19 protein-coding genes are annotated in these 22,475 nt (G+C 73.4%); 5 read left to right on the top strand and 14 right to left on the bottom strand.

Annotation, left to right across the window (positions count from 1 at the left end; all coding sequences use genetic code 11):
- Nucleotides 1–11: 11 nt before the first annotated feature.
- Nucleotides 12–1,574 (bottom strand): S1 family peptidase, encoded by a 1,563-nt coding sequence (locus MRQ36_RS20690; protein WP_242797835.1) that lies wholly within the window; start codon nucleotides 1,572–1,574, stop codon nucleotides 12–14.
- Nucleotides 1,575–1,822: 248 nt separating this feature from the next.
- Between MRQ36_RS20690 and MRQ36_RS20685 the strand changes: the two genes are divergently transcribed.
- Both MRQ36_RS20685 and MRQ36_RS20680 read left to right on the top strand, forming a co-directional pair.
- Nucleotides 1,823–1,981 carry a lasso RiPP family leader peptide-containing protein gene (locus MRQ36_RS20685; protein WP_242797833.1) on the top strand — a complete coding sequence of 53 codons (159 nt, stop codon included), beginning with the start codon at nucleotides 1,823–1,825 and terminating at the stop codon, nucleotides 1,979–1,981.
- Nucleotides 1,982–2,120: 139 nt separating this feature from the next.
- Complete coding sequence (locus tag MRQ36_RS20680; RefSeq protein WP_242797831.1) at nucleotides 2,121–3,389, top strand: asparagine synthase-related protein; 1,269 nt, start codon at nucleotides 2,121–2,123, stop codon at nucleotides 3,387–3,389.
- Here MRQ36_RS20680 and MRQ36_RS20675 read toward each other — a convergent pair.
- The 7 genes from MRQ36_RS20675 to MRQ36_RS20645 all read right to left on the bottom strand — a co-directional run bounded on the left by MRQ36_RS20675 (nucleotide 3,301) and on the right by MRQ36_RS20645 (nucleotide 12,678).
- A complete protein-coding gene (locus MRQ36_RS20675) occupies nucleotides 3,301–4,131 on the bottom strand; it encodes a hypothetical protein (RefSeq protein WP_242797829.1) in 831 nt (276 codons plus the stop codon). The genes MRQ36_RS20680 and MRQ36_RS20675 overlap by 89 nt on opposite strands.
- A 68-nt stretch (nucleotides 4,132–4,199) precedes the next feature.
- On the bottom strand, nucleotides 4,200–6,896 hold the full coding sequence (locus tag MRQ36_RS20670; protein ID WP_242797827.1) for a putative Ig domain-containing protein: 2,697 nt from the start codon (nucleotides 6,894–6,896) through the stop codon (nucleotides 4,200–4,202).
- A 471-nt stretch (nucleotides 6,897–7,367) separates the two neighbouring features.
- Entirely contained in the window at nucleotides 7,368–9,056 is a 1,689-nt protein-coding gene (locus MRQ36_RS20665) for a ribonuclease J (RefSeq protein ID WP_242797825.1), read from the bottom strand.
- A 52-nt stretch (nucleotides 9,057–9,108) separates the two neighbouring features.
- Nucleotides 9,109–10,035: a 4-hydroxy-tetrahydrodipicolinate synthase gene (gene dapA, locus MRQ36_RS20660; RefSeq protein WP_242797823.1), complete on the bottom strand. Its 927-nt coding sequence runs from the start codon at nucleotides 10,033–10,035 to the stop codon at nucleotides 9,109–9,111.
- A gap of 56 nt (nucleotides 10,036–10,091) precedes the next feature.
- Entirely contained in the window at nucleotides 10,092–10,829 is a 738-nt protein-coding gene (gene thyX, locus MRQ36_RS20655; protein ID WP_242801252.1) for an FAD-dependent thymidylate synthase, read from the bottom strand.
- Nucleotides 10,830–10,922: 93 nt separating this feature from the next.
- On the bottom strand, nucleotides 10,923–11,444 hold the full coding sequence (locus MRQ36_RS20650; RefSeq protein ID WP_374250488.1) for a DUF2752 domain-containing protein: 522 nt from the start codon (nucleotides 11,442–11,444) through the stop codon (nucleotides 10,923–10,925).
- Nucleotides 11,445–11,448: 4 nt separating this feature from the next.
- Nucleotides 11,449–12,678, bottom strand: a complete 1,230-nt coding sequence (locus MRQ36_RS20645; protein WP_242797821.1) for a winged helix-turn-helix domain-containing protein — start codon at nucleotides 12,676–12,678, stop codon at nucleotides 11,449–11,451.
- Nucleotides 12,679–12,773: 95 nt separating this feature from the next.
- Here MRQ36_RS20645 and MRQ36_RS20640 point away from each other — a divergent pair, with 95 nt between their 5' ends.
- Nucleotides 12,774–13,325, top strand: a complete 552-nt coding sequence (locus MRQ36_RS20640; protein WP_242797819.1) for a GNAT family N-acetyltransferase — start codon at nucleotides 12,774–12,776, stop codon at nucleotides 13,323–13,325.
- On the opposite strand, the gene MRQ36_RS20635 is transcribed toward MRQ36_RS20640, so the two are convergent.
- Nucleotides 13,224–14,579, bottom strand: a complete 1,356-nt coding sequence (locus tag MRQ36_RS20635; RefSeq protein ID WP_242797817.1) for a glycosyltransferase family 87 protein — start codon at nucleotides 14,577–14,579, stop codon at nucleotides 13,224–13,226. The genes MRQ36_RS20640 and MRQ36_RS20635 overlap by 102 nt on opposite strands.
- 35 nt (nucleotides 14,580–14,614) lie before the next feature.
- On the opposite strand from MRQ36_RS20635, the gene MRQ36_RS20630 reads away from it, so the two are divergent.
- Entirely contained in the window at nucleotides 14,615–15,196 is a 582-nt protein-coding gene (locus tag MRQ36_RS20630; RefSeq protein WP_242797814.1) for a GNAT family N-acetyltransferase, read from the top strand.
- 40 nt (nucleotides 15,197–15,236) lie between these two features.
- Here MRQ36_RS20630 and MRQ36_RS20625 read toward each other — a convergent pair whose 3' ends face one another.
- The 4 genes from MRQ36_RS20625 to MRQ36_RS20610 form a co-directional block, all read right to left on the bottom strand.
- The gene (locus MRQ36_RS20625; protein ID WP_242797812.1) at nucleotides 15,237–16,124 is read right to left on the bottom strand and encodes a carbohydrate ABC transporter permease; all 888 of its coding nucleotides are present in this window, start codon (nucleotides 16,122–16,124) and stop codon (nucleotides 15,237–15,239) included.
- Nucleotides 16,121–17,248, bottom strand: coding sequence for a carbohydrate ABC transporter permease (locus tag MRQ36_RS20620; RefSeq protein ID WP_242797810.1), 1,128 nt, complete (start codon nucleotides 17,246–17,248; stop codon nucleotides 16,121–16,123). Before MRQ36_RS20620 ends, MRQ36_RS20625 begins: the two co-directional genes overlap by 4 nt.
- A 71-nt stretch (nucleotides 17,249–17,319) precedes the next feature.
- The gene (locus MRQ36_RS20615; RefSeq protein WP_242797808.1) at nucleotides 17,320–18,567 is read right to left on the bottom strand and encodes an extracellular solute-binding protein; all 1,248 of its coding nucleotides are present in this window, start codon (nucleotides 18,565–18,567) and stop codon (nucleotides 17,320–17,322) included.
- A 29-nt stretch (nucleotides 18,568–18,596) separates the two neighbouring features.
- A complete protein-coding gene (locus tag MRQ36_RS20610) occupies nucleotides 18,597–19,574 on the bottom strand; it encodes a LacI family DNA-binding transcriptional regulator (protein WP_242797806.1) in 978 nt (325 codons plus the stop codon).
- Between the two features lie 159 nt (nucleotides 19,575–19,733).
- On the opposite strand from MRQ36_RS20610, the gene MRQ36_RS20605 reads away from it, so the two are divergent.
- On the top strand, nucleotides 19,734–21,857 hold the full coding sequence (locus MRQ36_RS20605) for a glycogen debranching N-terminal domain-containing protein (RefSeq protein WP_242797804.1): 2,124 nt from the start codon (nucleotides 19,734–19,736) through the stop codon (nucleotides 21,855–21,857).
- Between the two features lie 71 nt (nucleotides 21,858–21,928).
- Here MRQ36_RS20605 and MRQ36_RS20600 read toward each other — a convergent pair whose 3' ends face one another.
- On the bottom strand, nucleotides 21,929–22,411 hold the full coding sequence (locus tag MRQ36_RS20600; RefSeq protein WP_242797802.1) for a GNAT family N-acetyltransferase: 483 nt from the start codon (nucleotides 22,409–22,411) through the stop codon (nucleotides 21,929–21,931).
- Between the last annotated feature and the right edge of the window lie 64 nt (nucleotides 22,412–22,475).

The raw sequence follows: 22,475 nt of genomic DNA, 5'->3' as shown, positions 1-22,475 counted from the left end.
GCCGGCGTCGGTCAGCGGGCGGAGAACGCCAGCGTGTAGTCACCGGAGCCGGCCCGGCCGACCACCCGGTAGCGGTAGACGCCGGCCGGGGTGTCGGCGGTCAGCCGGGCCATCCCGTCGGCGGTGTCGGCGCCGGCCACGGTGTGGAACCCGGCCCCGGTGAAGCGCTGGAGCTCCAGCGTCGCCCGCACCCCGTCGGACGCCTGGAGGCAGGCCTCCTGGGTGCCGGCGTCCGCCCGGAACCAGCGGCCGTCCGGCTGGTTCTGCGCCCGCCCGGCGGCGACCTGACCGGTCCGGCTCACCTGGCCGGCGCACGCCTCACCGGCGGGCGGGGCGCTGGGTTCACCGCTCGGCGCGGCGGTGGCGGGCGGTGCGGTGGCATCCGCGGGCGGCGCGGAGGGGGCCGACTGGCCGTTCGCGGTCACCAGGGTCAGGTTGTTGCGCTGGAGGATCTCGGTGACCGGCTGGAAGAAGGTCACCCCACCCTGCGTGCAGTCGCCGGATCCGCCGGAGGTGACGCCCTGCGCCTGGTCGCCGGAGAGCCACGCGCCGCCGGAGTCGCCCGGCTCGGCGCAGACGTTCGTCCGGGTGAGCCCGGTGACCGTCCCCTCCGGATAGTTCACCGTGGCGTTCTTGGCCTGGATGACCCCGCAGTGGGTGCCGGTGGTGGAGCCGGAGCGGCAGACCGACGCACCGACCGGGGCCTCGGTGGCGCCGTTCACCGGCACCGTGCCGCCGTTGAAGTCGTTCACCACGCCCTGCGGCGTCCAGTCGCCGTTGACCTCGACGACCGCCCAGTCGTCGCCCGGGAAGGACGAGGCTTTGAAGGTGCCCTGGGCGACCCGGTTCGACCCGGTGGTCCGGTCCCCCGGCCGGCCGCAGTGCCCGGCGGTGACGAAGCCGCCGACCACCGGGAAGCCGACCGAGCAGCGGCCGGCGTTGTTGATGAAGAACGCGTCCCCGCCCCGGACGTCGAAGAGCGGGCGGGGCGCCTCGCTGGCGGTCTTCACCCGGACCGACCCGGCGGGCACCCCGCTGGCCTCGGCGAACCGGCGGCCGGCCGGCTCCGCGCCCGGCTGGGCGAGCACCACCACGCTGTTGGTGGTGACGTCGACGTACCAGCCGGCGATGTCCGGGGTGGCCTGCCGGCCGGCGGAGTCGAGCCGGCTCTTGACGGCGTCCAGCTCCCGGACGCCCCGGTCCACCTGCTTCGGCACCGCGCCGGCGGCGGTCACCCGGGCGGCCCCGGCCGGGTCGGCGACCGCCACGGTCAGCGTCGCGCCGTCGGCGCTCAGCCAGCTGCCGCCGTAGTCCTCCCCCAGTTCGGTGCGGAGCTTCGCGACCGTGCCGGCGGCCCGGCGTTCCGTCCTCAGTCGCGCGACCGCCTGGTCGGGGGTCAGCGACAGGTCCCGGGCCAGCGCACCGACCAGCTCCGGGGCGACGCCACCGCGCGCGGCGGGGGAACCGGTGCGCGGCGCCGCGTTCTCCCCCGCGAACGACGGCAGGGTCACCGCCGCCGCCGCTCCCGCCGCCGCCACCAGTACGCCGATGGCTGTCATCCGTCTGCGATCCATCCGCCACGCTCCTCCCGGCCGGCGCCGGTGCGCCGACGGATGAGGTACGGAGACGGACGCCGATCGGTTGAGGGCGACGGTCGGGTTTCGGCGGAGCGTGTCGGGGCGTACCCGGACCGCGACGGCGACCGGGATCGCGTCACGCCTTCGAGGATCTTCCGAGCGCGCCCGTATCCCGGCGGACCCGCGGTCGATAGGCAGTGCAGAGTGACTCCACCGTGACCGTGATCTGCACGAAGGACTGAGACATGACCACGCAGGAAACACGCCGGGCCGACGAGCAGCCGACTCCGCCCCGGGGCTACCAGCCGCCACGGCTGAACCGGCTCGGCACCCTGGCCGAACTGACGCAGGGCGGCGACCTGCCCATCGGTGACGGGACGGGTGGCACCGGCGCGTCCATCTGAACCGACGACCACGGTCCGCGCCGGCCCGGGCCGCCGGGGGCTCGGACCGGCGCGGGTGCTGCGGTCACCGACCGCGTAGCGCCGGCCGGGCGCGCGGCGTCGGCGTCCGTCCCCCGCCGCGGGCTCACCGGGAGCTGACATGACCGACCCGACCGTCGACACGCGGGTCGCCGCGCCGTGGCCGTCGCCGTACGAGTTGGCCACCGGCCTGGTGACCGGTGTCGAGCCGGCGGACCGCACCGGGCCGCCGGCTCCGGTCGCCGCGTCCCCACTGGCGGCGCTGGAAGCGGCGGTGCTGCCGGCGCTGCGCCGCCCGCCGTGCCTGGTCAGCTTCTCCGGCGGACTCGACTCGTCGATGGTGCTCGCCGTGGCGGCCCGGGTCGCCGCCCGCCACGGACTGCCCGCTCCGGTGCCGGTGACCTGGCGGTTCACCGACGCGCCGGCGGCCGACGAGTCGGACTGGCAGGACCGCGTCGTCGACGAGCTCCGGTTGCGGGACCGCTGGCAGATCCTGCCCGCGGCCGACGATCTGGACCTGGTGGGACCGGTGGCGCAACGGTTCCTGCGCCGGTACGGCGTGTGCCACCCGCTGAACACGCACCTGCACCTGCCGATCGTCGAACTCGCGGCCGGCGGGTCGCTGCTGACCGGTGTCGGTGGTGACCAGATCCTCGCCGGGTGGCGACCGCCGCCGCCGGCCTCGCCGTACCGTCGACTGCGTCTTCGGGCGTCCCGGCTCCGGGCCCGGCTGCGCCGGGCGCCGTCCGGCATCGACCTGTTCCCCTGGCTCCGGCCGGCGGCGGCGCGGGACGTGCTGCGCCGGCACCGGGCCGAGCGGCGCGCCGAACCGGACCGGCTGGACCGGCGGATGGCCTGGCACCTGCGCCGCCGCGACCTGCGGCTCACCGTGGCCTCGTTCGACCGGATGGGCGCGGATCACGCCGTGCTGGTCCGGCATCCGTTCCTCGACCCGGGGTTCGTGGCGACGCTCGCCGCCACCGCCGGTGGCCGCCGTGGGGTGAGCCGTCGTGAGCTGCTCGCCGAGCTGGCGGACGGCCACCTGCCGCCGCTGCTGTTCCAGCGGCAGGGCAAGGCACACTTCCTGGACGTCTTCCTGCGCGCCCCGACCCGCGAGTTCGTCCGGGGCTGGGACGGCGGCGGCGTCGACGAGTCGGTGGTGGATCCGGCCGCCCTGCGCGCCGCCTGGGCGCGGTGGCCGATCCCGGAGTGCACCGCGGGCCTGGTGCAGCACCTGTGGTTGCGGCAGCACGGGTCGACGCCGCGCGACTACCGCCACCGGGACGTGCCGCGGCCGGTGATCAGGCCGGCTGCCCGGCGGCGGCCTCGGCGGCGGATTCCACCAACCGGCAGGTCGCCTCGAGGGCACCCCACTCGCGGGGCCGGGTGAGCTCCCAGGCCGGCAGCGCGGCCAGGGTGAGCAGCACCGCCGGGTCGGAGGGCAACTGCGGCCAGGACCGCTCGGCGGCGAGCCGGCCCAACGCGTCGGCCGCGGGGAGTCGGGCCAGCGCCGGCCCGGGACCCCAGCTCAGGAAGATCCAGCCGGCCAGCGGCACGTGGGTGGCGACCGGCGGCAGAGACACCCGGGTCCGGCTGCCCTCCCGGGCGGTCCGCCCCGGCAGGGCCAACCCGGGAACCGGCTGGCGCAGGTCGATGCAGCGCGGCCCGGCGAAGACTCCCCCGTCGTGCACCACCGCCACGTCGTCGGCGAGCACCGGCACGTCGCGGGCGGCGAGCGCCGCGAGCAGGCTGCTCTTCCCGGCGGTACGCGAGCCGAGCACCGCGAAGGCGCGCCCGTGCCGGACGAAGGTGCCGGCGTGGAACGTCTCCCGGCCCGTCCAGCGGTTGACCACGACGGCCGGCGCCGCCAGGTAGGGGTGGGCGAGCAGGTCGGGCGTCAACGGCGGCCCGTGGAAGGTCGCCGTGCCGCTGCGCCGGTCGACGGCGAGGTGCCGTCCGTCGGCGAGCAGCCGCACCTGCCGCCACCGGTCCAGCGGCTCGGGGACGGGGCGGGGGCCGGTGTGCTGGCGGATCGTCACCTCGGGCAGGTCGTCGCCGGGTGGAGCCGGCATGAGGTCGGTGACCCGGTCGAGCCCGTGGACGCGCAGCCCGTAGGCGAACCGTCCGGTCATCTGCTCCTCCTGTCGCGGGCGTGCCGGTGCGGGTGACGCCGAGGCGTCACCCGCACTGGACGGTCCGGTCAGCGGACGGTGCCGCTGACCACGTAGGACGGCGGCAGCTTCGCCGGCTTGACCTTCTTCAGCCGGTGCCCCTTGCCGTTGGCGGACATCGCCACTGCGAGCGCGGGTGCCTGGGGGCCGAGGGCGTCGACGTCCCAGCCGACCCAGAACGGTCCCGGCGTGTCGATGTGCAGCCAGAGGGCCAGCCGGACGGAGACGCCCGGGCCGAGACCGCCGAGGTCGAGCGGGACGGTCAGCGTGGTGAACAGGCCACCACCGGGTGGGTCGGTGGCCGGCGCGTCCATCCGGAGGTTGTTCACGGTGACCACGTCCCCGTTGCTCAACGTGACCGGGCTGGTCGTGGTGGGCGGGTTGACCACGTGCAGGTTGCCGTGTGGCGACGGGGTGGGGCCGTTGGGTTTCGGTGCGCCGTTGAGCTGGCTCAGCGCGGTGATCTGCAGCCGCGCCTGGGTCAGCGGGGTGGTGGACGACCGGTTGGTGACGGTGAACCGGAGGATGATGGTGTTGCCACTCACCACCCGGTTCGGCGCAGCCGCGCTGGACACGTTCGGGTCAAGCCGGGTGGACTGCGCGATGTCGTTCTGCTGGTAGACGCCGAGCGTGTTGCGAGGGCTCGGGCTGCCGAGCGCGGACGGCACCCCCTCGGTCGGGCCGAGCAGCACGCTGACCAGCCGGAAGTCGTTGCGGGTGTTGCCGGTGTCGACCAGTTGGCCGTTCTCCCGGATCCGGCCCCAGGCGTGCGCGACGTGTGGTGGGTTGTTGAACCCCGGCAACGGGGTGCCTTCGTAGAAGCCGGGCGCGGAGCCGGCGGCGTCCGTCACGGTGCCGGGCACGTCCGGTGCCACCAGGCGGAATCCACCACCGGGCGGGCCGAGATCGTCCACCACCAGGTCGGGCAGGATGTTGACCAGCGAATAGTCGGAGCCGGCGACGAGGTAGCCCCGCCGGGCCGGCAGCGGGCGGGCGCTGGCCGGGATGGTGAGGCTGAACCCGCCCGGGGCCTCGATTCGGAAGCCGGCGATCGGCACGTCGATCGCCAGGTTGCTGCGCAGGCCCACGAACTGGTCCTTGTCGCCCGCGGTGCCGGACTGGGCGAACTGGCCGATGATGACCTGGCCGGGGACGGCCCGGATGTCCACGGTGACCGTGTTGGAGTTGGCCACCGCGTTGGTGTTGGACGCGTCGAACTGCACCCGGAACCGGTTGAGCCCGTACGCCGGCAGGATGATCTGGAAGTCGGCGGCGTTGAACGTCACCGGGAACGTGCCGAGCGGCCGGTCGGTGCCGTTGGGCAGCACGTCGATCGCGGTGACGTTACCTTCGGCGACCCCGGGCCCGATCCGCACGTGGAAGGAGCTCGGCGTGCCGAAGTTGGTCAGGGCGCTGTCGACGGTCAGGGTGACCACGCTGGCCGCCTGGACGATCAGCCGGAACTGCTGGGTGTCGGTGAGGCCGAACGCGTCGGTGACCCGCACCGTGAACGGGTAGGCCCCGGCTGCGGTGGGACGTCCGGAGAGCAGCCCGGTCGCCGGGTCGAGCGTGAGTCCCGGCGGCAGTGTCCCGGCGGCGATCGACCAGCTGAACGGGGCGGTGCCGCCGATCACCGTGAGCTGGTCGGAATAGATCGCCCCCACCTCGGCGAGCGGCGGGGCGGCGTTCTCCAGCCTGGGCGCCTGGCGGATCTCCAGGGTGACCAGCCGGCTGCCCTGCTGCGCGGCAGCATCCACCACCCGCACCACGAACGGGTACACGCCGGCGGTGGTGGGCAGCCCGCTCAGGGCGCCGGTGTTGGGGTTCAACGTGATCCCCGGCGGCAGCGTCCCGGAGGCGATCGACCAGACGAACGGTGGCACACCGCGGGTGGCGTCGAGGCCCACCGAGTACGCCACCCCCACCGCACCCGCCGGCGGGGTGGCGAACGCCAGGGTCGGCGACACGTTCGCGGTCACCGCGAACGACAGCGGTGACTCGGGTCCGGTGCCGGCCGCGGTCCGGGCGGCCACGGTGAACCGGTAGGTGGTGCCGGAGATCAGACCGGTGATCTCCGCCGTGGTGGCGGGTCCGACCGTCTGACTCGCCTGCCGCACTCCCCCGACGTACGGGGTGATCACCCAGTTGGTCACCGGCGAGCCGCCGTCGGAGCCGGGGGTCCAGCTCAGCAGCGCGGTGGTGCTGGTCGCGCTGACCGCGATGATGGTCGGCGCGGCCGGCAGCGCGAGCAGTCGGGCGGGCGCGGACCTCGGGCTGGCCGGGCCGGTGCCGACGGCGTTCCGGGCGGCCACGGTGAACGTCCACGACCCGCTGGCGGAGGCCAGCCGCAGGGTCTGCGTGGTGGCCTCGGCGTCGAACGACACCGGCTTGGCCGCCTTCTTGCCCCGGTACGGGGTCACCACGTAGCCGGTGATGGCGCTGCCGTGGTCGGCCGGTGCCTGCCAGGTGACGACGGCCAGGGTGCCGCGGTGGCCGGCGCGCGGCTGCTTCGGCGCGGCCGGCGCGGCGGGCTTGGCCGTCCGTGCGGTGGGCCGCGACGACGCGGAGGTGGTCTGGGCGGCCGGTTTCGCCGCGGCGGATGCCGGCTTCGCCGCGGCGGCGGCCGGCGTCGCCGAGGCGGATGCGGGCGGTGACAGCACCGACAGGACGAGCGCGCCGGCGACGGCAGGTGCCGCCCAGGTGCGCAGGCGGGACGATGAGGACATCGGACCCCTACCTTTCTGCGGGGATCGACAGGCACGCCGGAAGCGCACCGGGAGCGGGCTGGTACGCGAAGAAGATAAACATTCGCCATCGTAAATCGACTGCGCTGTTTCTTCTTATCACGCACACACCCTCCGGCGACAGCACAATTGCCGACGTTTCCGCAGCTCAACAGCCTTTGACGAGACCGTGACGGCATCACCTGAACAGTTCTTCCCCGCCTCTCGGAGCAGCAAATTCCGCCCCGCCATCGACCCAAAAGCCCCGCACCGAAACGGTGAAAGAATTCCAGCTCTCCGCCCGACCGCCGGATCCGGTCCGCCGGTCGTACGCCGAAGGGTCCCGCGCGGCACCCTCCGGCGCTGCGGGACCCTCGGGGAAACCGTTGAACCGCTCGGGGTCGGCATCCGTATCCGGATACGACGACGCCGGCCCGCACTCGGGAGCGGGCCGGCGTCCGGAGCGTCAGCGGGTCAGACCTCGACCACCGTCGGGACGATCATCGGCCGCCGCCGGTACGCGTCGTTCACCCAGCGCCCGACGGTGCGCCGGACGATCTGCTGGAGCTGGTGCGGGTCGGTGATACCGTCCGCGGCGGCCCGGTTCAGCGCCTCGGTGACCAGCGGGATCACCGGGTTGAACGCCTCCGGGTCCTCGGAGAAGCCCTTCGCCGAGAGGGTCGGACCGGCGACCACCTTGCCGGTGACCGAGTCGACCACCACGGTGGTGGCGATGAAGCCGCCGTCGCCGAGGATCCGCCGCTCGGTGAGCAGCGACTCGCTGACGTCGCCGACGGCGAGACCGTCGACGTAGACGTACCGGCTCTTGACGTGGCCGACCAGGCTGGCGCGGCCCTCGACCAGGTCGACGACGTCGCCGTCCTCGCAGAGCACCACCCGGTCCGGGGCGACCCCGGACTCGATGCCGAGCCGGGCGTGCGCCCGCAGGTGCCGCCACTCGCCGTGCACCGGCATCAGGTTGCTCGGCCGGGTGACGTTGAGCAGATAGAGCAGCTCACCGGCGGGGGCGTGGCCGGAGACGTGCACCTTCGCGACGTCCTTGTGCACCACCACCGCGCCGGCCCGGGCCAGCCGGTTGATCACCCGGTAGACCGAGGTCTCGTTGCCGGGCACCAGCGAGGAGGCCAGCACCACCGTGTCGCCGGGGGCGATGGTGATGTGCCGGTGGTCGCCGCTGGCCATCCGGCCCAGGGCGCTCATCGGCTCGCCCTGGGAGCCGGTGGACATCAGCACGATCTGCTCGGGCGGAAGGGTGGTCGCCTCCTCGATCCCGATGACCAGACCGGCCGGGATGTTGAGCAGGCCCAGGTCGCGGGCGATGCCCATGTTGCGGACCATCGAGCGGCCGATCAGCGCGACCTTGCGGCCGTGCTCGACCGCCGAGTCGAAGACCTGCTGCACCCGGTGCACGTGCGAGGCGAACGAGGCGACGATGATCCGCCCCTTGGCCTTCGCGAAGATCGAGTCGAGGACCGGCCCGATCTCCCGCTCCGGGGTGACGAAGCCGGGGATCTCCGCGTTCGTGGAGTCCGACAGCAGCAGGTCGACGCCCTCGGCGCCGAGCCGGGCGAAGCCGGCCAGGTCGGTGATCCGGCCGTCCAGCGGGAGCTGGTCCATCTTGAAGTCGCCGGTGTGCAGGACCAGCCCGGCCGGCGTGCGGATGGCCACCGCGAGGGCGTCCGGGATGGAGTGGTTGACCGCGAAGAACTCGCACTCGAACGGACCGAGCCGCTCCCGGCCGCCCTCCCGCACGGTCAACGTGTACGGCTGGATCCGCCGCTCGGCCAGCTTCGCCTCGACCAGGGCCAGGGTGAACTGGGAGCCGACCAGCGGGATGTCCGGCTTGTGGGCGAGCAGGTACGGCACCGCGCCGATGTGGTCCTCGTGACCGTGGGTCAGCACGATCGCCTGCACGTCGGCCAGCCGGTCCAGGATCGGGGCGAAGTCGGGCAGGATCAGGTCCACGCCCGGCTGTTCCACGTCGGGGAAGAGCACCCCGCAGTCGACGATCAGCAGCTTGCCGCCGTACTCGAAGACGGTCATGTTCCGGCCGATGGCACCGAGTCCGCCGAGCGGGATGATCCGCAGGCCACCCTCCGGCAGCGGCGGGGGGGCTTCACCCTCGAAGTGCGCCTCGGTCACGCGTCCACCTCATTCTGCGACGCCGTCACTCGGCGTCCATCGTGTCGTTCGTTCATTCGGGCAGCTCCAGGCCCGCTGCGGCGCAGTCGGCGCGCAGCTGGGCGATCTCGTCGTCGGTGGCGTCCACCAGCGGGGGGCGTACCGGGCCGGCGGGCAGCCCCTTGGCCGCCAGGCCCGCCTTCACCAGGATGGTGCCCTGGGTACGGAAGATGCCGGTGAACAGCGGCAGCAGCCGCCGGTGCAGGCTCAGCGCGGTGCCGACGTCGCCGGCCTCGTACGCCTCGATCAGCTGCTTGGTCTGCACGCCGGTGAAGTGGGTCGAGGTGCCGACCACGCCGACGCAGCCGACCGCGAGCGCGGGCAGCGTCAGCGCGTCCTCGCCGCTGTAGAAGGCCAGGTCGCTGCGGCTGAGCACCCAGGAGGTGGCGGTCAGGTCGCCCTTGGCGTCCTTGACCGCGACGATCCGGTCGTGCTCGGCGAGCCGGACCAGGGTGTCGGTGGCGATCGGTACCCCTGAGCGGTGCGGGATGTCATAGAGCATGATCGGCAGCCCGGTGGCGTCGGCGACCATGGTGAAGTGCCGCAGCAGCCCGCTCTGCGGCGGCTTGTTGTAGTACGGGGTGACCACCAGCAGGCCGTGCGCGCCGGCCTTCTCGGCCGACGCGGCCAGCTCGATGGTGTGCCGGGTGTCGTTGGTGCCGACCCCGGCGACGATCCGGGCCCGGTCGCCGACCGCCTCCACGACGGCCCGGATCAGGGTCTCCTTCTCCGCCTCCGTGGTGGTCGGCGACTCACCGGTGGTGCCGTTGAGCACCAGCGCGTCGTTGCCCTGCTCGTCCACGAGGTGCTGGGCGAGGCGTACGGCGCCGGCCAGGTCGAGGTCGCCGGCCGGGGTGAACGGGGTCACCATGGCCGTGAGCAGTCGCCCGAACGGGCGGGACCCGCCCCGGTCGGGGGCGGCAGGGTGGTCGTGCGTCATGTTCACAACCTAGCGGACGACCACCGGCGCTCCGGCGGGGAAGGGTGCACGGGCTCTCACTCGGCGTGCGGGGTGGCCGCCACCTCGGAGCCGTCGGGCAGCGTCGAGATCACGAAGTCGGCGAAGACGTTCGGCGCGACCCGCTGGAGCTGACGCAGGCACTCCACCGCCAGCTCGCGGATCTCCACGTCGGCGTGCTCGGTGGCGCGCATCCCGATGAAGTGCCGCCACGCCCGGTAGTTGCCGGTGACCACGATCCGGGTCTCGGTGGCGTTCGGCAGCACCGCGCGGGCGGCCTGCCGGGCCTGCTTGCGGCGCAGCGTCGGGTTGGGCTCGTCGGAGAAGCGCTGCTCCAGCCCCTCCAGCAGCTCGGTGTACGCCCGGACGCTCGCCTCGGCCGCCTCGACGAACTTCTTGTGCAGCTCCGGGTCGTCGGCGATCACCGAGGGCTCCACCATGGCGGCGTCCCGCTCCGGGACGTACCGCTGGGAGAGCTGGGAGTACGAGAAGTGCCGGTGCCGGATCAGCTCGTGGGTGAAGGAGCGGGACACCCCGGTGAAGTAGAAGCTCACCGAGCCGTGCTCCAGCACGGAGAGGTGACCCACCTCCAGGATGTGCGCCAGATAGCCGGCGTTGGTGGCGGTGGCCGGGTTCGGCTTCTTCCAGCTCTGGTAGCAGGCCCGGCCGGCGAACTCCGCCAGGGCCTGACCGCCGTCGGCGTCGGTCGACCACGGCACGTCGTCCGGGGCCTGGAACTGGGTCCACGCGATCAGCTTGACCTGGGGCTGCACCATCTCCGGCATGCCTGGGACTGTAGTGGCCGGTGGGGCCGGGGCCCAAGCCAGGCTCGCCCGGTGCAACCACGGTCACTCAGGGCGCGGCGGCGGTCAGACGTAGAGCGAGGTGAAGGGGGCCCAGGGCAGGTTGCGCAGCACCGAGAACGCCAGCCAGGCCGCCAGGAAACCGCCGAGCACCTTGGAGCTGATCCGCAGCTGCGGCAGCCGCCAGCCGAACGCCTGGTTGCCCGCCCAGGCGACGAAGAGATAGGCCAGGAACGGCAGCGAGAAGACGAAGAGGAAGTGGTGCCGGGCAGCCGCCGGCAGGTCGGCGTGCAGCACGTACCACAGGGCGCGGGTGCCGCCGCAGCCCGGACAGTCCAGGCCGGTGGTGAGCTTCAGCAGGCAGGTCGGCCGGGCGTCCGGCTCGCTCTGCGTCGGGTCACTGACCAGCGCGTACGCCATGCCCATGCCGACGCAGCCGAGGGCGGCCAGCGGGGCGGCCCAGCGCGGGGCGCGGGCGTGCAGCCGGATCACGAACCGGGTGAACCGGTCCGGCTCGACGGGCTGGTACTGGTACGGCGGCCACTCCTGCTGGCCCGGCGGGGTGGCCGACTGGTCGACGCTCGTCACGGCCTCACCGTACACCGGCCACACCCGCCAGCGCGGCGGCCAACGGAACCGCGAGGTCACCGGCGACCGGCGGGGCCACCGCGTCCAGCCCGAGCCAACCGGCGAGCCGGTACAGCTCGGCGGCGAGCGCCACCGCGGTCTCCCCCGGGTCGGCGCCCGGCTCCACCCAGGCCGCCGGGACGAGGAGCACGCCGGCCTTCCGGTCGGCCTTCAGGTCGACCCGGGCGGTGAACCGCTCCCCCTGTCGGAACGGCAGCACATAGTAGCCGTACACCCGTTGCGGCGCGGGCACGTAGATCTCGATGCGGTAGCTGAGGTCGAAGAGCCGCTCGGTGCGGGCCCGCTCCCAGACCAGCGGGTCGAAGGGGCTGACCAGGCTGTTGCCCCGGACCCAGCGGGGCAACCGGGCGTCGGCGTGCAGCCAGGCCGGCTGCCGCCAGCCCTGCACGGCCACCGGCCGCAGCTCCCCCGCCTCGACCAGCTCGGCGATCGCCTGTCGGGCGCCGGCCAGCGGCAGCCGGAAGTAGTCCCGCAGCTCCGGCTCGGCGGCCACCCCGAGACTGCGGGCGGCGACCGCGACCAGCGCGCGGAACGCGTCGGCGTCGGTGGGCGTGGGGGTGTCCAGCACGGCGGGCGGCAGGACCCGCTCGGGCAGGTCGTAGCGGCGGGCGAAGGAGGTGGTCCGCTCGGCGGCGGTCACCTCGCCGGCCCAGAAGAGGAACTCCAGGGCCTGTTTGACCGCCGACCAGTTCCACCCCCAGTTGCCGGTCTGCCGGGGCGCGTCGTGCTCGATCTCGGCGGCGGTCAGCGGCCCTCGGGCAGCCACCTCGTCGCGCACCCAGGCGACCAGCTCCGGCTGCTCGCGGGCGATCCGCCGCATGTTGCCCCAGGCGTCGTCGTGGGCCTTCGCCATCCGCCAGCGCAGCGCGGCGTGCAGCCCGACCGGCACCAGCGACGCCTCGTGGCCCCAGTACTCGAAGAGCTCCCGGGGCCGGCGGTAGGCGGCCGAGTCGAGCAGGGCCGTCGGGTAGGGCCCGAGCCGGCTGTAGAGCGGCAGGTAGTGGGCGCGTTGCAGGACGTTGACCGAGTCCATCTGGATCAGCCCGACCCGGTCGAGCACCCGGCGCAGGTGCCGGCGGGTGGGCACGCCGGTGGGCGCCGGGTCGGCGAAGCCCTGCGCGGCGAGGGCGACGCGGCGGGCCTGGGCGAGCGAGAGCGATTCCGGTGCGGCCATCGTCGGGCACCCTAATCCACGGGTACGACGGCGGGCTGCACCGTCGTACGGAGCGGAGACTGGACCGATCGCCCGTCGGGGCATAGAACGGACGGATGGTGACCATCCGTCGGGAGGAGCCGGACGACGCCGACGCGATCGCCCGGGTGCACGTACGCGGCTGGCAGGCCGGCTACGCGGGGATCATGCCCGGCGAGGTGCTGACCCGGCTCAACCCGGTGGCCTGGGCGCAACGCCGCCGGGACGTCGGCACCGCCGACCCGGAGCACCCGTTCACCACCCTGGTCGGCGAGGTCGACGGGGCGGTCGCCGGCTTCGCCACCTTCGGGCCGTACCGCAACGACCAGGACCGGGCCGACCTCGACCCGACCTGCGGCGAGATCGTCACCATGTACGTGGAGCCGGCCCGCTGGGGCACCGGCCTCGGCCGGGCGCTGCTGGCGGCGGCCCGGGACGGGCTGGCCGGGCGGGGCTGGACCGAGTACCGGCTCTGGGTGCTGGCCGACAACGTCCGGGCCCGCCACTTCTACGAGCGGGCCGGCCTGTCACCCGACGGCGTGGAGTCCGTCTACCGGGTGCCGCTGCACGGCGGGCGGGACCCGGTCGGGCTGGTCGAGCTGCGCTACACCGCCCGGCTCGACGGCTGACCCGACCGGCGCCGGCCGCCCGGCCGTCGGCTCCACACCGTCCGTTCCGGTCGGCGTCGGCTCCGGTCCCGGCCCGGCCGGCTGCGGCGTGGCCCAGCGGCGGATCGGCAGGCCGAGCAGGAGCGCCAGGCTGATCCAGACGTAGGTGTTGCTGCCCAGGAAGCCGCCCACGCCGGTGAAGTCCTTCTCCCAGGCCCAGACGATCCGGCTGATGAGCAGGCCGTACCCGACGATCGCGGCGCCGAGCAGGACGCGGCGCCGGCGGCTGCCGGCGGGCGCCGCCAGGCCGTTGTCGACCAGCAGGATCAGCGCCGGGATCAGCCAGACCAGGTGGTGCACCCAGGTGACCGGGCTGACCAGGCACATCATCGCGCCGGTCAGCGCCAGCCCGGTGGCCTCGTCGCCGGCGGCCACCGCCGCCCGGGAGCGCCACCCCCAGACCACCAGGGTGACCAGCACCAGCGCCAGCCAGGCCAGCGTGCTCGGGTGTTCCGGGTGCAGCCGCGCGACCACCCCGCGCAGCGACTGGTTGGAGACGAAGGCCAGCTCACCGACCCGGTCGGTGTTCCACAGCGCCGCGGTCCAGAACTCCCGGGAGGCGTCCGGGAAGAGCGCGGCGGCGAGCAGGCTGGCCCCGGCCGTCGCGCCCAGCGCGGTGACCGCGGCCCGCCACCGGCCGGTGACCAGCATATAGACGATGAAGACGCCGGGGGTCAGCTTGATCGCGGTGGCCAGCCCGATGCCCACTCCGGCCCACCGGTTGCCGGCCGGCAGCAGCCGCAGCAGGTCGACCGCCACCAGGAAGAGCAGCAGCATGTTGACCTGGCCGAAGTTGACCGTCTCGCGCATCGGCTCGTACGCGGCGGCCAGGCAGAGCGCCACGGCCAGCGCGAACCAGCGGGTCCAGCCGACCCGGCGGGCGACGGGGTCGAGCAGCCACCAGATCAGCACCGCGCTGACCACGACGGTGGCGACCACGCTCACCGTGATCGCCGCCGACCACGGCAGGTACGCCATCGGCAGCATCACCAGGGCGGCGAACGGCGGGTAGGTGAAGCCGTACTGGGTGCCCGGCTTGAGGAAGTCGTAGATCTCCCCGCCGTCGTGCGTCCACCAGGTCAACGCGCCGTAGTAGACCTTCAGGTCGAAGAAGCCGTGCCGCACGGCCGCGACCGAGAGGAAGGCGGCCGTGGCGGCGGCGAGCACCACCACGACGACGACCTGTCCGAACGTGCGCCTGGCACCCTGCGCCACCGTCGTCTCCCTCGCCCTGCGTAGGCTCCTGTGCCATGGCCCTGGGGTACGTCCGCCCGGCGCGTCCCGAGGACGCCGCCGAGATCGCCCGCATCCAGCTCGCGACCTGGCGGGTCGCCTATCGCCGGATCCTGCCCCGGCACGTGCTGGACAACCTGGACGAGGCGTACCTCGCCCGGCGGTGGAGCGCGGCGGTGCAGGAGCCGCCGTCGGCCGCGCACCAGGTGCTGGTCGCCGTCGAACAGGCCGAGCAATCCTATCTGGTGGGGTTCGTCGCGGCCGGTCCGGCCGACGCCGAGGCGCTCGCCCCGGGCGAGCCGGCCGACGCGCTCGCCGACGGCGTGGTGGCGGTGACCGACCTGCTGGTCGAGCCGCGCTGGGGCCGGCGCGGGCACGGCAGCCGGCTGCTCTCCGCCGCCGTCGACCGCTGGCGGGAAGACGGTTTCGCCCGGGCGGTGGCCTGGACGTTCGACGGCGACGAGGCGACCCGGAAGTTCCTCACCAGCACCGGCTGGGAGCCGGACGGCGCGGCCCGGGCGCTGGACGTGGACGACCTGCTCGTCCCCCAGCTCCGCCTGCACGTCGCGGTCCCCACCGAAGCGGACCCGAGCGACTGAGGTCGTCGTCGGTGCCCGGCGGGGCACCGACGACGACCGGTCAGCCCTTGTCGGCGCCCTCGTTGGCGCCCCGGACGAAGTACCGCTGGAAGACCACGAACAGCAGCGCCACCGGGATGGTGGCCAGCAGCGCCGCGCCGAGCTTCAGCGGATACTGGGTGCCCGAGCCGAGCGAGCCGCTCACCAGGTCGGCCAGGCCTCGCGGCAGGGTGAACAACCCCGGGTCCTGCACCGCGACCAGGCTGTGCGGGAACTCGTTCCAGGAACCCTGGAACGACAGGATGGTCAGGGTGATCAGCGCCGGCCGGGCCATCGGCAGCACCACCGACCAGAAGGTGCGGAAGACGCCGGCACCGTCGATCCGGGCCGCCTCCTCCACGCTCACCGGGATGGACTCGAAGAACTGCTTCATGATGAAGACCCCGGCAGCGTCGGCGAGCAGCGGTACCACCAGCCCGGCGTAGCTGTTGTAGATGCCGAGCTGGTTGAGCACCAGGAACTTCGGGATCAGCAGCACCACGCCGGGGACGGCCATCACCGCGATGACCGCGGCGAAGAGCCCGGCCCGCCCCTTGAACCGCAAGCGGGCCAGCGCGTACCCGGCGAGCGAGTCGAAGAACACCCGGCCGAGCGTGACCAGCACGGTGACCAGCAGCGAGTTGCCGAGCCAGAGCGGGAAGTTGGTACCGGCGAAGATCCGCTCGAAGCCTGCGGTGCTGATCGGGTCGGGGAACGGCGACAGCGGGTTCGCCGCCGCGCCCGGCTCGGTCTTGAGCGAGTTGGTCAGCTGGATGACGAACGGGTAGAGGAACACCAGCCCGAAGAAGATCAGGATGGCGTACCCGAGGAAGCGGTTGACCAGGGTGCGGGTGGGGCGGCGGTCGCGGCGGGCGGGCGCCGCCGCCGGGCGGCCGGTGAGCGTGGTCATGGCTTCGACCCTTCCGGTACGCGCCGACGCCACCGGCGGCGTCCGGGTGCCGCGCTGTCCCGGTCGGCCATCACCCGCCGTTGCACCAGCGTGAGCACGATGATGATGAGGAACAACACGAACGAGATGGCCGCCCCGGAGCCGTAGTCGAACTCCCGGAACGCGGTCCGGTACGACAGGTAGGCGGGGGTAAGAGTGGTCTTGGCAGGCTGACCCTGGCTCATCACGTACACCTGGTCGAAGACCTGCCAGGAACCGATCAGGCCCAGGGTGAGCACCAGGAAGGTGGTCGGCTTGATCATCGGCAGGGTGACGTACCGGAACCGCTGCCAGCGGCTCGCGCCGTCCAGGATGCTCGCCTCGTCCAACGCCTCCGGGACGTTCTGCAGCGCGGCGAGGTACATCAGCATGAAGGTGCCGGACGTGGTCCAGACGACCAGTGTGATGATCGAGATCATCGCGACGCTCGGTCCGGAGAGCCAGTCCCACCAGCTCAGCCCGAACGGGCCGCCGTCGGCGAGCGCGGCCGGCGGATCGTCCACCCCGACGGCGCCGAGCAGCAGGTGCAGCACCCCTCGGGAGTCGGCGAACCACTGGGGCCCGTCGACACCGAAGAAGCCGAGCAGCTGGTTGACCGCGCCGGTGTTGGCGAACAGGAAGAGGAAGACCACGCTGATCGCCACCGAGCTGGTGACCGAGGGGAAGTAGAAGGCGCTGCGGAAGAAGCTCTTACCCTTCAGCATCCGGTTGTTGACCACCAGGGCGAGGCCGAGTGCCAGGACGGTCTGCGCCGGCACCACGAGCGCCACGTAGTAGATGTTATTGCGGATGCTGGTCATGAAGTCGCGGCGGGCGAGCCCGTCCTCGGTGAACAGCCGGGTGTAGTTGTCGGCGCCGACGAACGGCACCTTGCCGGTGAACGGGCTGCCCTGGCCGTTCCAGTCGGTGAGGCTCACCCAGAGCGCCATCAGGATCGGCAGCAGCAGGAACAGCCCGAGGATCACGATCACCGGGGCCACGAAGAGCCAGCCGGCGATGTTCTCGTTGCTCCGGATGCCGCGTCCGGGGCGGCGCCGGGGACCACCTGTCTCGGTGGCCGGTGCCGTCAGTGCGTCGGTTGCCATCTCCCTCTCCTTCGACTCGCGCGGAGCCGGTGCGGGGCGCCGCCGGTGCCGGCGACGCCCCGTGGACCGGGTCAGCCGCCGAGCGCGGCCTTGGCGTTCTTGTCGAAGTCACCGAGGATGGTCTTCGGGTTGCCGGTGCTCAGCTTCTGCAGGCCGGTGTCCAGGTCGGCGAGGACGCTGTCCATCTTGGGGGCGTTCACCGGGCCCTGGGCGTACTCGGCGCCGTCGATGAACGGCTTGTCCGCCGGGAACTGCTGGCTGTACTGGTCGCGGACGGACTGCCGGGACGGCATCACGCCGAACGCCTTGGCGAAGGTCATCTGCTGGTCGCCGGCGGTCATCGCCTCGACGAACTTGATCGCCTGGTCCTTGAACTTGGACTTGGCGGCGACGCCCCAGCACTGGGTGAAGGAGAGCGTGCCCTTGCCCTTCGGCCCGGCCGGCAGCTCGACGACCTTGTACTTCACGTTCGGGAAGTCGTTCTGCAGGGCACCCTTGATCCAGTTGCCCTCGATGGTCATGACGGCCTTCCCCTTGCCGAACGCCTCACCGGACCAGCCGGCGTCGAGCTGCTTGGGGTAACGGGCCAGCCCCTCGGTGAGCAGCGTCTTGACGTACGCCAGCGCGGCCTCGTTCTCCGGGGTGTCCCCGGTCGGCTGCTTACCGTCCTTGCTGATCAGCCAGCCGCCGTTCTGTACCAGGAACGCGCCGATCCGGTCCCGGGTGTCGCCGAGCGCCAGCGGCACCTGACCCTTGGCCTTGATCTTCCGGGCGGTGGCGGTCAGCTGGTCCCAGGTGGTCGGCACGTCCGCGTCGGTCAGCCCGGCCTTCGTCCACAGGTCCGTGTTGATCTGCAGGGCGAGGGTGGAGAAGTCCTTCGGCGCGCAGTAGAGCTTGCCGTCGTAGGTGAAGGCGGTGCGCAGGCTCTCGTAGAAGTCGTCCGGCTTGCTGATCTTGTCGCCGTACGGCTCCAGCGCGCCCACGCTGGCATAGTCGGCGAAGCGGCTCGCGTCGACGTAGAACACGTCCGGCGGGGTGCCGCCGGCGAGCGCCTGACCGAGCTGCTGGGTGAGGTCCTGGGCCGGCGTGACGGTGGCCTGGTTGCCGGAGGAAGCGGCCCACTTGGCGGCGGCGTCCTGGACGGCCTTGGTCTCCGCGTCGCCGGAGGAGCCGATCAGGATCTGGAGGTTGGCCGGGCCGCTGGACTGCTTGGCGTCGCCGGACGAGTCGTCGAAGCCGTTGCCGCAGGCGGCGGAGCCGAGCAGGGCGACGGCGGCGAGGCCGGCCACCGCCACCCGGGTGAGGGATCGAGGTGCCATCTGATTCTCCTGGTGGGGGAAACGGGGGATCACGCGGTGTGCCGCAGCACCAGCGCGGGCTGGAGCAGCACCTGGGGGTTGGTGGGTTGGCCGTCGAGCACGCCGGTGAGCAGGTCGACGCAGCGGGCGGCGGCCGCCGCGAGCGGCTGGCTGACGCTGGTCAGCCCGACGGCCGCGGCGACCGGGGTGTCGTCGAAGCCGATGACCGCCACCCGGGACGCGGTGTCCCGGACGGCCTGGAGGGCACCGAGGGCGAGCGAGTCGCTGGCGCAGACCACCGCGGTCGGCGGCTCGGCCGTGGCGAGCAGGTCGCGCATCTCGCGCTCGCCCGCGGCGATGCCGTCCTCGGTGGAACGACGCAGGTCGGCCCCGTCGAGGCCGGCCGCCGCCATCGTGGTGTGCCAGCCGGCGTGCCGGTCGTCGCCGACGCCGGAGCCGGCCGGCCAGCCGATGAAGGCGATCCGGCGGTGGCCGGTGTCGAGCAGTCGACGGGTGGCCTGGGCCGTCCCGTCGGCGTTGTCCACGTCGACCCAGGGGTGGGAGTCCGGGGCGTCCCAGGGCCGACCGAAGGTCACGAAGGGCACGTCCCGCCCGGTCAGCCATGCCGTCCGGGGGTCGCCGTGCTTGGTGCCGGTGAGCACGAAGGCGTCCAGGTCGTACGCGCCGAGCAGGTCGTCGTAGGTGGCGATCTCCCGCTCGTCGTCGGCGGCGGTGTAGAGCATGACCCGGTAGCCCGCGGCGTCGGCGGTCTCGGTGAGCCCGTGCAGGAAGCGGTCCAGCACCGAGCCGTTGATCCCGTCCCGGGTGGGCTCGATCCGGACGGCGATCAGCCGGCTGCGGCCGGTCCGCATCTGCCGGGCGGCCTGGTTGGCGCGGTAGCCGAGGGCGTTGATCGCCTCCTGCACCCGGCGCCGGGTGTCCTCGCGGACGATGTGCGGCGCGTTGAGCACGTTGGAGACCGTCTGCCGGCTCACCTGGGCGTGCCGGGCCACCGTCGCGATGGTCACCTTTTCTGACAACTTGTACCCTCTCAACGCCTTGAACGATCCAACTCGGATGAGGCAGGATTGGATCGTTCAAAGTTTCTGGAATGTTTCGCACTTTGCACCCGCCGGATCGATCTGTCAAGAGAGCCGGCCGACGTCGAACACCCCCTGGAGTCCCCCGTGTCCGAACGCCACCTGCAACCCCTGCTGCACGACCTGGTCGGCGTGGTCCACGCCCCCACCAGCGCGCTGGGTGACGCGGCCGGGCAGATCCGCCCGGCCGGCGTCCAGGGCGTCTTCCACGCCGACGCCCGGGTGCTGTCCCGGGCCGAGCTGCGCGTCGACGAGCGGGAACCGGAGGCGCTCACCCGGGGCGCGGTCGGCCCCCACGGCACCCGGTTCGTCGCGCTCGCCCGCTGGCTCGGTGACCCCGGCCCCGACCCGACCGTCCGGATCGAACGGACCCGGCACGCCACCGCGCACGGCCTCACCGAGGAACTGCGGGTCGTCTCCACCGCGGCGGCGCCGGTCCGGGCCACCGTCAGCGTCGAGCTCGGCTGCGACCTCGCCCCGATCGAGCTGGTCAAGTCCGGTGCGATGGGCACGCCGCTGGCGGCCCGCACCGCCGGGCCCGGCCGGCTGAGCTGGACCGGGGACGGCATCACCGTGACGGTGACCGCGCCGACCGCCGCCGTCGACGCCACCACGCCCCGGGTCAGCTGGCCGGTCGACCTCGCACCCCGCAGCGAGGTGACACTGCGCTGGACCCTCACGGTGACCGACCCGCAGGCCGTGGTGGTCGCCCCGCCCGCCGCACCGACCTGGTCGCAGCCCGAGGTCCGGGCCGACGACCGCCGCATCGTCCGGCTGCTCGACCGGTCCCTGGCCGACCTGCGCGGGCTGCGGCTCGCCGACCCCGCCCACCCGGCGGACGTCTTCCTCGGCGCCGGCGTGCCCTGGTTCCTCACCCTGTTCGGCCGGGACAGCCTCTGGGCCGCCCGGATGATGCTGCCGCTCGGCACCGAGCTGGCCGCCGGCACGCTGCGGGTGCTCGCCCGCCGGCAGGGCACCCGGGTCGACCCGGCGACCGGCGAGGCACCCGGCAAGATCCTGCACGAGCTGCGCCGGCACGAGTTCGCCCCCGGCGGCGGGCTGAGCCTGCCACCCGCCTACTTCGGCACCGTCGACGCCACCATGCTCTGGATCGGCCTGCTGCACGACGCGTGGCGCTGGGGGCTGCCCGCCGACCAGGTCGAACCGCTGCTGCCGCACCTCGAGGCCGCGCTGGGCTGGCTCGGCGAGCACGCCGACGCCGACGGCGACGGCCTCGTCGAGTACGTCGACACCACCGGCCACGGCCTGGCCAACCAGGGCTGGAAGGACTCCGGCGACGCGGTCCGCTTCCGCGACGGCCGGCTGGCCCAGCCGCCCATCGTGCTGGCCGAGGTGCAGGGGTACGCGTACCAGGCGGCGAGGCACGGCGCCGACCTGCTCGACGCGTTCGACCGGCCGGGCGCCGACCGCTGGCGCGGGTACGCCGACCGGCTGGCCCACCGGTTCCGCGCCGCGTTCTGGGTCGACGGCCGGTACGGCCCCCAGCCCGCGCTCGCCCTCGACCGGGACAAGCGCCCGGTGGACTCGCTGACCAGCAACATCGGCCACCTGCTCGGCACCGGCCTGCTCTCGGACGACGAGTCCGCCCAGGTGGCGGCCCTGCTCGGCACCGAGACGCTGGCCGGCGGCTTCGGGCTGCGCACCATGTCCACCGACGACGCCGGGTTCAGCCCGCTGTCCTACCACTGCGGGTCGGTGTGGACGCACGACACCGCGATCGTGCTCGGCGGGCTGGCCCGCGCCGGGTTCACCGACGCCGCACTGCAGCTCGCCGACGGCCTGCTGGGTGCCGCCGAGGCGTTCGCCTACCGGCTGCCGGAGCTGTACGGCGGCGACGACCGCGCCCTGCTCGGCCGGCCGGTGCCGTACCCGGCGGCCTGCCATCCGCAGGCATGGTCGGCCGCGGCGGCGGTGCTGCTGCTCCAGGCCGGCGTCGGCCTCTATCCCGACGTCCCGGCCGGCCGCGTCGAGCTGCGCCCGCTGGCCGGCCCGCGCCTCGGCGCCCTGGCCGTGGACGGCCTGCGGATCGCCGGCACCCCGGTCGGCGTCACCGTCGACGCCACCGGCCACCCCACCATCACCGGCCTCCCCACCCCCCTAACCGTCACCCCGCCCCCAAACCCCCACCCCCACCCTCACCCTCACCTCCCCCTCCCCCGCACCCCCCACCCCGCGCCCGCACCCCGCTGACCCACTCCCGGCAGCGTCGATCATGGAGTTGGCGGCAGTAACGGAGATCCACACCGCCGCCAACTCCATGATCACGGCGAGGTGGGGCGGGTGAGTTCGGCTATCAGCTCGTCGTCCTCGAGGGCACCGGTGGGGGTGAAGCCGAGAGAGCGGTAGAGGGCGGCGGCGGAGACGTTGTCCGGGTGGTAGGAGAGACGGATCGGGTGGTCGCCGTGCTGGGTGGCCAGCCAGCCCGTGAGGGTACGGACGGCGGCGCGGCCGACCCCCCGGCCCTGCTCGGCGGCGTCGACCACCATGCCGCCCAGCCAGCGCGAACCGTCGTCGTCCACGCCCCACATGACGTGCCCGACCACCACGTCGTCCGCGTACACGGCGAGCGACGTCCAGACGTCGGAACGCATCGAGAGCAGCAGGTAACGGGCCGCCAGGGCGGCTACCCAGACCCGCTGGTCGTCGCGGGGAGCCACGTCGGCCACCGCCCGCCAGTTGTCGTCGTCCACCGGGCGCAGTGTCACGTGACGGCCCGCCCGGTCGCGCAGCCCTGAATCGATCATGGGAGCGAGCCTAGGCGGCGACCCACCCGGCGACGACCGGGTTCCGCCCGGTCCGCGGGTCGGC

The organism is Micromonospora sp. R77, assembly GCF_022747945.1.
GTDB lineage: Bacteria > Actinomycetota > Actinomycetes > Mycobacteriales > Micromonosporaceae > Micromonospora.
Note: the sequence above shows the minus strand (reverse complement) of the source record. Positions and strands in the feature narration are given on the sequence as shown.